At 50.6% G+C, this 11,441-nt stretch carries 8 protein-coding genes and 1 pseudogene; 1 reads left to right on the top strand and 8 read right to left on the bottom strand.

The features are described 5' to 3' along the window. A partial coding sequence (locus tag BLU76_RS28685) for an isocitrate lyase/PEP mutase family protein (RefSeq protein ID WP_092225488.1) occupies nt 1–780 on the top strand: 780 nt, incomplete at its 5' end. 366 nt (nt 781–1,146) lie between these two features. Here the strand turns inward: BLU76_RS28685 and BLU76_RS28675 are convergent. The 8 genes and pseudogenes from BLU76_RS28675 to BLU76_RS28640 form a co-directional block, all read right to left on the bottom strand. Continuing rightward, the gene (locus BLU76_RS28675) at nt 1,147–2,577 is read right to left on the bottom strand and encodes an amidase (protein ID WP_170845910.1); all 1,431 of its coding nucleotides are present in this window, start codon (nt 2,575–2,577) and stop codon (nt 1,147–1,149) included. Nucleotides 2,578–2,664: 87 nt separating this feature from the next. Further along, nucleotides 2,665–3,393 carry a TorF family putative porin gene (locus BLU76_RS28670; protein ID WP_092225486.1) on the bottom strand — a complete coding sequence of 243 codons (729 nt, stop codon included), beginning with the start codon at nt 3,391–3,393 and terminating at the stop codon, nt 2,665–2,667. Between the two features lie 95 nt (nt 3,394–3,488). Beyond that, nucleotides 3,489–4,928 carry an aldehyde dehydrogenase family protein gene (locus BLU76_RS28665; RefSeq protein ID WP_092225484.1) on the bottom strand — a complete coding sequence of 480 codons (1,440 nt, stop codon included), beginning with the start codon at nt 4,926–4,928 and terminating at the stop codon, nt 3,489–3,491. Between the two features lie 50 nt (nt 4,929–4,978). Next, the gene (locus BLU76_RS28660) at nt 4,979–6,307 is read right to left on the bottom strand and encodes a protoporphyrinogen/coproporphyrinogen oxidase (protein ID WP_092225482.1); all 1,329 of its coding nucleotides are present in this window, start codon (nt 6,305–6,307) and stop codon (nt 4,979–4,981) included. A 44-nt stretch (nt 6,308–6,351) separates the two neighbouring features. Then, nucleotides 6,352–7,743 (bottom strand): NAD(P)/FAD-dependent oxidoreductase, encoded by a 1,392-nt coding sequence (locus BLU76_RS28655; protein WP_092225480.1) that lies wholly within the window; start codon nt 7,741–7,743, stop codon nt 6,352–6,354. A gap of 23 nt (nt 7,744–7,766) precedes the next feature. After that, nucleotides 7,767–8,948 (bottom strand): MFS transporter, encoded by a 1,182-nt coding sequence (locus BLU76_RS28650; RefSeq protein ID WP_072339335.1) that lies wholly within the window; start codon nt 8,946–8,948, stop codon nt 7,767–7,769. Between the two features lie 161 nt (nt 8,949–9,109). Further along, nucleotides 9,110–9,975 (bottom strand): annotated as a pseudogene (locus BLU76_RS28645) (histone deacetylase family protein). Between the two features lie 128 nt (nt 9,976–10,103). After that, nucleotides 10,104–11,120: an AraC family transcriptional regulator gene (locus BLU76_RS28640; RefSeq protein ID WP_092225478.1), complete on the bottom strand. Its 1,017-nt coding sequence runs from the start codon at nt 11,118–11,120 to the stop codon at nt 10,104–10,106. Between the last annotated feature and the right edge of the window lie 321 nt (nt 11,121–11,441).

The raw sequence follows: 11,441 nt of genomic DNA, 5'->3' as shown, positions 1-11,441 counted from the left end.
CTGCATCAGAACGGACTGCTGGTCTTGGCCAATGTGGCCGATGCGGGCGGTGCGCGCATCGTCGAAAGCTTGGGCGGCAAGGCGGTAGCGACCAGCAGCGCGGCCATGGCCTGGTCCCACGGTTATCAGGATGGCAACAAGTTGCCTCTCGACCTGCTGAGCACCACCGTCAAGTCGATGGCACGGGTGCTCAGCGTACCGCTCACGGTGGATATCGAAGGCGGCTACTCCGATGAGCTGGAGCAGGTCGGCCGAGTAATCAACACAGTCATCGCCGCCGGGGCGGTCGGGATCAACATCGAAGACGGCCTGGGCTCTCCAGAGCTGCTTGTTCGCAAGATTGATGTCGCGAGAAAGGTGGCAAACCAGGCGGGCGTCAAGTTGTTCATCAACGTACGGACCGACGTCTACCTGAAGAACCTTTTCCCCGCCGAACAACGCCTGGAGGAACTCCTGAAGCGCACCGCACTGTATTCCAGCGCCGGGGCGGACGGCCTGTTTGCCGCTGGCGTGGTCGATCCGAACGAAATTGCCACCCTCTGCCAGGAGACCAGACTACCCGTCAACCTGCTGTCCCGGGACGGACTGCCCTCCCCCGACGAATTGAAGCGCCTGGGCGTTAGACGACTCAGCGCGGGCTCCAGCATCGCCGAGTTTCTGCACGGTGCCATGGGAGCATTGGTCCGCAGCTTCCTGGACAATGGCCAACTCGACACCCAAACCTTGAAAGCCCACACATACGGCGAATTGAACGCTTTGATGGCGGTGAAAACCGAGTGATGCTGTCCTGCGGACGAGGGGGCACAATTCGTTTATTACAGGATGGAACCGCGAGCACCCGCTCCATCAGCGTGCCCGGCTCCGCGTTCGTCCATGTCGCAGACGCCGTCGATGCCTGCGCACTGCCAGCCGCAAGCCCCGGATTCCGTCCGGGACTTGCGGTTACTGCCCTCTTGAGGAGAGATTTCTGCTTTTGTGAGATTCGACGAGACTCTGACGCCTACTGGCGGCATAACCTGTTCGGCCCTTGGTGGCGTGGTTGACCGCCCCTTACTATTGCACGTTCATTCCGTCGCCTCTGGCATGGAAGTCCTTTCGTGCTTCGGCGGCAACTTGCATGCCGTTTGACATGCATGAGCGCGTCAATCACAAGAGCGGTCGTCGGAAGCTCCAGGGCTGGGTAGCAGCCTCAAAAGCGTATGCAGCGCTGAACACCGCCAAGTCATCGTAAGCCGGCCCGATAATTTGAAGGCCCGTTGGGATTGAGGTGGTCTGATCTACCCCAGACGGGACGCTGAAGACTGGATACTGGCTGAGAAGATTGAAGGGGGTCGTCAGCAACCATCCTACATAGGGCCTATCGATCGCTTTGCCATTTATTAGCAGAGGGTCCGCGTCGTGGCGATCTGCTGGGATCTGGGTCGTTGCCGTAGTTGGTGCGATAAGAAGGTCATAACCCGACATCGCAGCCACAAGCGCCTGATGCATCTCATGCTTCGTTTGATTGGTACGATAAAAGCGCCTGAGGTCGAGATGGCTTCCCTGTTCCATGAGTTCCACAACGAAAGGATCGAGGTCATTCCGAAATTCGGGCAGCAGGTCGCCGCACTGAGCCCATAGTAGGGCCTGCCATTTGATAAGCCAGGCGTCCTCTACGGATGCCCGTTCCCAAGGCAGTTGAATCTCCTCCACGATACAGCCAAGACCGCGAAAAATTTCCGCCGCCGCTAAGGTGTTTTCACGAACCTCTTTAGAGACCTCATAAAACCCGAGATTCATCGACAACGCGATCCGCCTTCCGCGAAGGCTTTCGCCAAACGTGGGTAGAACGACTTGATCCGGCAACGAGTAGAGATCTTTTGGGTGCTGACCCGACATAACGTTCTGCATCAGAGCGCAATCTGCGACCGATCTAGCCAAAGGACCGTAGTGCATCAGGGTCTCCCCGGGCGAGAGAGTGTCCACAGGATTTCGTCCGAAGGGTGGCTTGTATCCAAACAGCCCTCCAAGAGCCGCTGGAACTCGAATTGAACCGCCACCATCAGTACCGTCCGCCAAGGTTGTCATTCCCGCAGCGAGAGCCGATCCAGCGCCGCCGCTGGAGCCTCCGCTGCTATATTCAGGGTTCCAGGCGTTACGTGTCACACCCCACAACGGACTCTTGGTGATCGCGGAATGACCAAACTCAGACATCGTGGTGCGACAATGGACGATGGCCCCGGCATTTATTAGGCGCTCGACGGTCGGAGCCGATTCATCCGGGATGAAATCCGCGAAGGCCTTCGAGCCAACGGTCATGATCTCGCCCTTGATCGGATTGCCATCCTTTATTGCGCAGGTGACGCCTTCGAGCGGCCGAGTCGCCACGCCACGCATGTAGAGGCCCTCCGCAACTTGAGCCTCTTTGAGCGCGCGATCAAAATGAGTGTAGGTTATGGCGTTAAGTTTCGAATTCACGGCTTCGATGCGCGCAATTTGAGCGCGCAAGACATCGACTGGGGATAGCGTTTTCGCTTTAAATTGCGCCACGGCCTCCGTGGCAGTGAGATAGCAAAGATCAAGTTCCGACTTAGACATCATATACCCTTCTGGAGAATTTGAGAAAGTTCTACTCGAGCCGACGGCTTTAGACCCGCAAACTAGTCAACAAGAAACGCCGACGCCTTAAAAGCTCTTACTCGCGCCGACAACAAACCTAGCAGAGCAAACATCCTTGTAAAATATATACGACTGACATTGTGCTTCAGATAGGTCGGTATCGATATAGCTCAAAGACCACTTCACCCCCACGAAATCGCGCGAGAGTTTCGCTTCCCATTCACGATAAGAATCTGAACCTTTCCCGTCGTTGGAAACAAGAACCGGGTCTTTAAAATCTGCCCGCCCGTAACGTACATCTAACGCAGTATCATAAGGTAGCACAAACTTATAACCTACGAACTCATACAACGCTGATTGATCACCAAAGTTATCGCTAGAATAGCTGGCACCCAACACAAAATCATATGCTGTAAGCACTGCATATGTTTCACTAAGATTCAACAACGAACTTTTATCATATGTATATTTAATATACCCCAAATCAAGACTAACCTTATCTGAAGGCTGCCATAGGTAACCCGCTATATAATCTACCTCTTGACGTGCACCTAACCCACCCCCAAAGTCAACATTGGAAGTCCACAGCCCAGCGTATAGCCCGCTAGAATGTGCAATGGTTGCGGAAGCCTGGATAGCGGGGTTACGCTGAGTTTGCGATATTCCTCGTGAGCTATACTCCGAGAACGCTCCGACATTGAGCAACAACGACCAATTTTCATTAAGTTCCACAGCATGAGCGGAAACAAAAGGAACAGTAACACCTACTACCAGCACAAGTCTCGCAAATCGCATATTAGCCTCTCTTTGATTTTATTTACATTGGGGCAGTTTCTAAACAGCGAAGGGCGTTCCCGCAGACGATACACGAGATTTTTATTGTAAAATTCTTATCGCTGAGCTTTTATAACGCTCTTTATCTCTTGAAAGGACGCAAGCCCATAAGGGCCTAACTCCCTACCCTGACTACTTTCCTTATAGCCCCCCCATGACAATCTGGGGCTAACTATTTGTGGCGCATTAACAGTAATAAAGCCGGCTTCTAGGTTATTTACAACCCTTTCAGCGCGTTCGCCGGATTCGGTTACTACCGTAGCAGCTAGGCCGTACACTGAAGAGTTAGCTAAAGCGATAGCTTCTTCTTCTGAATGGAAGACCATAAAACATAGAACAGGGCCAAATACTTCCTGATTCCATATCTCACATTCATGCGAGAAAATTTCTATGAGGGTGGGTTCAAAGAAAAACCCACGCGCACCAACTCCCGGCGGCCTTTTGCCTCCCGCCATAATGTTTGCGTTTGAGTCAGTTCTTGCTTGATTGACCATGGCCAAAACACGATCATAATGTAGTTTCGAAATCAAAGGTCCCATCGTTGTTTCGCCAGAGCGCGGACTACCCACTACGACCTCAGCGATCTTGCTTAGCAACAGTTCGACAAACTTATCTCGTATGCTCTCCGAAATGAGCAAGCGAGATGTGGCGGAGCAGACCTGGCCAGCATTATAAAAAATCCCCGCAACCACTAGATCCAAGGCAACATCGATATCAGCGTCTTCAAACACTATTATTGGAGATTTCCCACCTAATTCAAGACTGACGTTCTTCACAGATCTGGCCGTCTGCGTCAATATTGATTTTCCAACCGAGCCGCTGCCGGTAAAAGAAACCTTACGGACACGGGGGTCTGATATTAGCTTCGTACCAACCACTTCCCCCAATCCTGGTACAAAGTTCACCACCCCAGGAGGAAATCCAACTTCAGCCATAATATCTGCCAACGCCAATTCAGCTAATGGCGTGTATTCAGACGGTTTGACCACCGCCGTACAACCCGCAGCAAGCGCAGCAGCAAGCTTCCATGAAGTGGTGACCATTGGAAAATTCCAAGGCACGATCAAAGCAGCGACACCTACAGGCTCTGCAAGCACTTCAGCGTAAAAGCCTTCCACCTTCAAATCGACGCCACATCGATCTGGATGTGAATGAAGTAGCTCCGCGTAAAATTCAAAAGTTTCCGCAACGGCGACGACATCAATTTCAGCTTCATAATACGGTTTTCCGCTACTTTCCATCTGCAACGCTATCAACGCGTCGCGATAGTCTCTCACTTTGTACGCTACTGACAAAAGGAGAGCAGATCTTTGCTCGGCGGAAGTGCGCCTCCAAGAAGGAAAAGCCTTTGAAGCAGCTTCAACAGCACTATCGGCGTCTTGCTCACTAGCAAGGGCTATGGTAGCAACAACGTCCTCTGTGGCCGGGTTGATTACATCCCAACGCTGTCCGCCGCCAAACTTCCACTTCCCATCAATATAAAGTTGGTTTCGCATTGGCTTACTTACCCCATGAGGATGCCGACGAATCCCGTCGGCGTCCCTGCTTAATTCCAGTGCTTTTGAATCAAACGTGCGGCGCGACGACCACTCGCACACGCGCCTCCGGTATGCGAATGAGCCAGATAATCGCCTGCGAAATATATAGACCGTGGGGCAGCTTCGTACGTCTCGATAAAAGCAGCAACTTTTTTAGCGTATCCTGGATACCAAAGAGGCAACATCTGAGGAATCCATTGTTCAATAACTTCAACGGTGTCCTCATCAACAGCTGGATACATATCCTTGGCAAACTGATGGACATACTGCTTAAGGTAACCTGTCCCACCCTCTGCAACAGCTCGATCTCGCTGTTGAGGTGTCAGTTCAAGATACAGGTGAGGTGGCTGGCGGTGGCCTTCGGGAACATGCTCATCCTCAGGAATTTGCGCATAGAAAACGACGGGGGACGGATGCTTGCGCGTGTACCATTGCAGCTTTTGCTCCAAAGGCTTATTCAGCACATAATAAACAATGCCGCACTCGTTGTATCTCACACTCTCGAAGAATGCTTTTTCCTCGTTATTTAGAGTCGATACTAATGCACTGGCTCGATCCGCAGGTGCCGCAAATACCACGATATCAGCTTGAAGAATATGTGTCCCATCGTTGTTCTCGATCTGGACGTCACACCCAGCACCTTGCTTCTCAACGATGCTGAGGACTTTTGTCTGGTACTTAACGTCAACGTGCTTCGCCAACTCGCGCGTTAACGAGCCGATACCATATTTAAATGTATGGGTCTTCGCAGTAGGCAAATGCCCCATCATGGTCAGCAGGTAAGCCTTGGAAAACTCTTCCGGCTCCCAATTCCATGGCGCGCGAAACAAGGGTTCAATATAATTTTCGAGAAAATCAACAACGCCCTTATCAGTCAAATATTCCGCAACGGACTCAGTATCGAACTCCGCAGCCGTATGCATAAAACAAGGATCAGTTTTCAAACCACTGCGAATGATATCTGGCAGTAATTTAGCCAGCTTAAGCTTTGTTGCAGTACCAAAGGCAGGGTGCGTCAACATGTTACTCACACTGAAATGGTACTGGATATCGTAGACTTTTTGCCCATTATCAACACGCGTAGCATCACGCGTCCATGACACCAATTGATCTTTCATTCCGAGTTCATTGATGAGCCCCATCATATCTTTAAAGTTGTCCCAGATAATGGTGGCTCCCGAATGAACATTAAGGCCTTTCATGTCAACATCGGCCATACGACCACCGGCTGTCGCCGTCGACTCAAGCACAGTAACTTTGTGACCAGCCTTGGTCAGGTCATAAGCAGCGCTAAGGCCGGAGATACCCGAGCCCACCACAATAATATTTTTAGTCATTACAAAGTCTCTCTACACGCCTATATAAACTAGCGAATCGGGTATCAGAAAGGGAAACCCAGCACCTTTACAAAATTGAGCCATAAACGGCGCCACCCACCCTTCTCATCTACTTTACTTAGAGCGGCGAATGTGATTTTTGCGCCAATCCAACGGAAAGGCTCCGGAGGTATATATCCGGAAGGCTCTATGGCGATAGCCAGCTTATAAATCGGGTCGGGATTATTGGTGAGTATCCCCAGCCCCATTGATGCGCCAAATCGACTTCCTGCGACACCAAACCCGGTGTACCCACCCGCATATACAACTTTCCCAGAAAAATATTTTCTGAAGAAAACCGAAAAACGCATCGAATAATCAATAGGCCCACCCCATGCGTGACTGAATCTAACGTCCTTTAAGCTTGGAAATGTTGTATAAAACGCCTCAGCCAGGCTATAGTAAGTATCAGCTCTGGCATCACATTTAGGAGCCGTATCACCGTTAAAATGATAGCTAACACTACCACCAAAAATAACTCGATTATCTGCTGTTAGTCGCATGTAGTTGAGCTGCGTCCGAGTATCATAAACACCCTGACGATTGCCCCAACCTATACGCGCTAGCTGTTCCTGTGAAAGAGGCTCGGTAGCCAGTACATGGTCGCGAACAGCAATAATTCTGCGCTTAATATCACGCTGTCCAGCGTGCCACGCATTCGTAGCCAGGAAAACCTTAGGAGCTGATATCTTCCCTCCTTCAGTACGAACCAGCATTCCATCTGCTAGTTCAGATAACTCGGTCATCTTGGAGTTTTCATGCACCTGTACGCCTAATTTGATCGCCGCAGCCTTGAGCCCCCAAGCCAGCTTGGCAGGATTAATGATACCACTGCGTTTTTGCGACCACATACCGGCTACAAACATAGGCGATTTGAGCTGTTTCCTTGTCTGCTCTGCGTCAAGAAACTGCACCTCATGCCCGTGTTTTAGATGCAGTTCATATTCTTCTTTTAGGTCAGCTACATGCTCCGGCTTTACGGCAATGGTCATCTCACCATTCCACTCGACATCGGCGTCAATCCCATAATCCGCCAACGCTTTCTTGAATCCGTCAAGATTCTCCATACCCAGTCTTTCAAGGATATCGATGTCGTCGGGAAAGACTCGATCTTCGTTCGCCAAACCGTGCATAACTGACGTGGAAATGATTCCACCTGGGCGCCCAGATGCTCCATGTGCTACTCGCCCAGCCTCCAAAACTATAATCGACCAAGTGGGATTCGCTTCCTTTGCGAGAATGGCCGTCCACAAGCCAGTAAACCCGCCCCCAATGACCACCAGATCCACTTCTTGAGAGCCACTGAATGCTGGCGAAGCGCTCGGAGCGTCCGGGCTATCGAGCCAAAAAGGCATGAACTTTGTGGACGACAAAGATTGCTCAACGATCGACTTCATAATTTCTCCAGTCCACCTACAAATCAGGCGTTCCCGACACTGCGTGTATGCCGCGATGCTTTATAGAAAAGGAAACCCAGACAAGGAATTACACACAACGATTGCAAAGCAAGACCGAAGGAACTTAACGACGAGAAACCTGTAGTTAAATTGAGCGTGAATGCGGCGACTAATGGGCCAACGACCATTCCAAGCGAGTCGGCCCCACCGACTGCAGCCGTGGTGCGACCACTACTATCTAAGTGCGCCGAAAACATCCGAATATATGCTATAAGGAAAACATAGAGGAACGACATAATTACAACCACGGAACAAAAGGCAATTACTGATGGTGGTGCGCCATAAAAGTATGATGCAATACCGGAAAGCAAACAGGCTACGGCAATTGGCACAACCGTTTTATTTCGCGCAAATATAAAATTTGCAACAAACGGAACGAGAAGGGTAGGAATGGATGAAAATGATCCGAGTTTTCCTATAGCGGCCAAATCCATCCCCACCGAATGACCAACCTGCTCAAAATAAAGCCAAAGCGTATTCGATCCAGAGCTTGCTAAAAACGCCACAAGAAAAAGTGAAAAGCTCTTTATATTAAACAGGGCATAAACGCCACCTGCTGCATTGGGCAATTGCTTAAGTTTTGCTATGGGCATCCATATGAACAGTGGAAAACAGATCAAAGTGACCACGAGCATGAACCAAAAAATAGAGCTGGATCCAAGATGGGACTGTAAAGCAGGCACCGTAATAAAAGAGATGAGTGATGCCGCTGCAACAATGCCCGATGAATAAGCAAGTAACCTTGTGCCGCCGATAATCTGGGCCAGGGTAGCAAAGCCCATCCCCATGCATAATCCTTCACCGAACCCCGCTATCGCTCTGGCAATAATCATTGGCTCAAGCGACGTGCTTCCGATTGAGAGAAAATGTCCAATTGCTGCAAGCGATAAACCTATCAACGCAGTTAATCTCGGAGGGAGCACCTTCAGCGCAATTGAAACCAGAAGCGATGCTAACGCGATCATGGAGATTTCAGCACTGGTGGCATAGGTCGCGTTGGATGAGTCGACCTGTACTTGATCAATGACCGCACCAAATATGAAGGGCATCACCATAATAGGTAAACTAGCCAGACAAGGTATGACTAACGCAGCGACTTTTTGAATCGGGCGGGCCCTAAAGATCCCATCAGTATTATCTTGCATAACAACCTCGCCATATGAGTAATATTTATTTTTGACGGCAGAGAAAACAAAATGAAGCGATTCGATTTTTTCTAATTCTTTATCGTTGCTTAGCCATGTGTATCGCTCAGCTTAAGATCGTTACCAGACATTACACATAGCATCTATCTGAACAGAGCTGGTCACGCAGCGTCGCAATGGCCCAGCAAGACATTAGTTACATCCCTACCGATATCACCTACGGCACCCCCACCCTCTTGGACGAAGAGTGTAGCAAGCCCCAGAGCTCCTATAAATTGCCCCATTACCTTGCAGCCAATACTATCCAACTTAAACTTCGAGATTGGATCATCTATAAAAGTGTCGAGGGATATTCATAGGAGGGATGCCCATGTATTGATAGGAATTGGACATCATCCCTTCGATAAAAAATGTCCTGGGCTCCATTACCATGATGGTAATCGACATCTAGGATAGATACCCGTGTAGCGTTATCTAGAAACGCCTGAGCAGCAATAGCCGCATTGTTTAAATAGCAAAAACCGGCAAGGTAGTCAGCACCAGCGTGATGCCCTGGAGGACGACACAGCGCAAAGGCAGAAGCTGCTCCATTGCTGATTTCTTCTTGGGCGGTCAATGCCACCTGCGCAGCGCTGTATGCCGCGACCCAATTTGCTTCGGTGATGGGGGTCACCATATCGAAGCTGTAGCGCCCCATTTGCGCGAAGAGATTTTGTGAGGAGTTCGCAGCCCCTTGTTGGGCATTGAACGGCGAAATCTGGGAAAGCAGATCGAAATTGTTGCCTTCTGCCGTCCAGCGCCCCCGCGCTCCTTCAAGGAAATCAATGTATTCGCAACCATGGATACGCAGTATGGGTGATAGACCAAAATCACGTGGTTCTTCCACAGGGCCTACGTTGCGGCTTTTGACCATCTCTAGAATCCGGGTAGCGCGAGCAGGACATTCAAAACTTGAATGGAACACGCCATCAATCAGCTCTGACCGTCCGAAATGCCCGCTATGCTGTGCGCTGTAGATAGTCTTCATTCCGGTTATGCCCTGTTCTGCAAATCGATACTCAAACCTCTTGGTAATGATTCTGCGGTAGGTGCCGGAGCACGCTATATAGCGAACGAGGTCAAAACCGGGCCGAAAGTGTCCAATCGGCTGGCCGCCTAGGAACGAAACACCTTTGGAGATAGTCCGCACCACCTGCGGAAAGCCCTCCGCAAAGCAGCACCATCACTAAAACCGACCTGCTCCGCAATCTGGTCGATGGTTCCGCTCTCAGAGCTCAATAAGGCCTTGGCTTTCGCAAATCGCAGCTCATCGAGCTGCTGCCGGTAGCTCGTATGCTGTCCATCCAGTTGCCGACGAAGAGTGCGAGACGAGCAGTGCATCTGTTGAGCGAGCGCGTCGAAAGCTGGCGGCTCCTTTAAGTTGAGAGCGAGGAATGTTCGCAGTTTCTCCAACCATTCCCTGTTGGAAACAAGGTCTCGATTCTCATGCTGACAGAGCTCTAGAATTTTTCGGTGGCAGAGACTGTTGGCCAGAGGCAAGCAAATGTCCAAAGCCGCTGTGTCGAAGACGATCATCGAGCATGAATATTCAAACTGAACCTCGCAGCCAAAGGCATCTCGGTAAGCCTCTGACGCTCCCTCAAAGCTTTCATACCTGAAGCACGCCTGAACCAACTCAAACGAGCTTCCCACCATATCGCTCATGATGGTTTTGAACGAGCCAAGGCAGAGTTCAGTCAAGATCGGCTCAAGCTCTTTTGGCGCCCTGCAGTGATCCGCGCGCAATTGAACCTTCTCACCGTCAACGACCAGGCTCAGCGAGAAGTAGGTACCTAGCAACGCTGGCAGTGTTATGGGAATTTGAAGACCGCTACGCAGGTCTGCTGCCGTCATCATGGCGTACCCCAGGAGGCCATATGAAGAAATCCGTGCAGCCAATCCGATGTCCAAGCCAAGAAATGGACATCCTGAAAGCCTCAATGCATTCGAGAGCAAAAGTTGCTCCTGATCGAGGTCGACCATTTTTGCTGACTTTTCAAAGTCGAGCGGTTTGAGGCCGGTTCCAAATAGCACATCGTCTAATGGGATACCTGCTTGCTCCAGATAGCTTGTAATGCACGCGCAAAGATGAACAGGTGTCAACGTAGCGTGTTTTTTTGACTGAATGGTCATGATTCACCTCGGACGCCATCTACCAGCAAGAGTATATGGGTCGCCATACTCGCTGGCAGCCTCCTGCGGGTCAAACCTCAGCCCAAAGTAAGCTTCCCCAACCTCCGGTAAAATTCAGTAGGAGGCGCGTGGTTAAGATCTGCGGTGCTAACCGATGGCGCCTACCGCAGCGCCAGGTTGACTGGTAGCTAAAGGCCCACTATGACCGCTCGATTTGCTATCTCCATGACAATTAGAGGGCTGCCAGGCATAGCTGTTTCGCTCCAAACGCCTTATCTAAAACATCCCACATTGGCCGTTTCGGCTCGATTTTGACCCTAA

This window comes from Pseudomonas sp. NFACC08-1 (assembly GCF_900106735.1).
Taxonomy (GTDB): Bacteria; Pseudomonadota; Gammaproteobacteria; order Pseudomonadales; family Pseudomonadaceae; genus Aquipseudomonas; species Aquipseudomonas fluorescens_Q.
Note: the sequence above shows the minus strand (reverse complement) of the source record. Positions and strands in the feature narration are given on the sequence as shown.

Excerpts from the sequence above, each read along its gene's own strand:
- BLU76_RS28675 (WP_170845910.1), bottom strand. The coding sequence starts at position 2,577 with ATGTCTAAGTCGGAACTTGATCTTTGCTATCTCACTGCCACGGAGGCC.
- BLU76_RS28670 (WP_092225486.1), bottom strand. The coding sequence starts at position 3,393 with ATGCGATTTGCGAGACTTGTGCTGGTAGTAGGTGTTACTGTTCCTTTT.
- BLU76_RS28665 (WP_092225484.1), bottom strand. The coding sequence starts at position 4,928 with ATGCGAAACCAACTTTATATTGATGGGAAGTGGAAGTTTGGCGGCGGA.
- BLU76_RS28660 (WP_092225482.1), bottom strand. The coding sequence starts at position 6,307 with ATGACTAAAAATATTATTGTGGTGGGCTCGGGTATCTCCGGCCTTAGC.
- BLU76_RS28655 (WP_092225480.1), bottom strand. The coding sequence starts at position 7,743 with ATGAAGTCGATCGTTGAGCAATCTTTGTCGTCCACAAAGTTCATGCCT.
- BLU76_RS28650 (WP_072339335.1), bottom strand. The coding sequence starts at position 8,948 with ATGCAAGATAATACTGATGGGATCTTTAGGGCCCGCCCGATTCAAAAA.
- BLU76_RS28640 (WP_092225478.1), bottom strand. The coding sequence starts at position 11,120 with ATGACCATTCAGTCAAAAAAACACGCTACGTTGACACCTGTTCATCTT.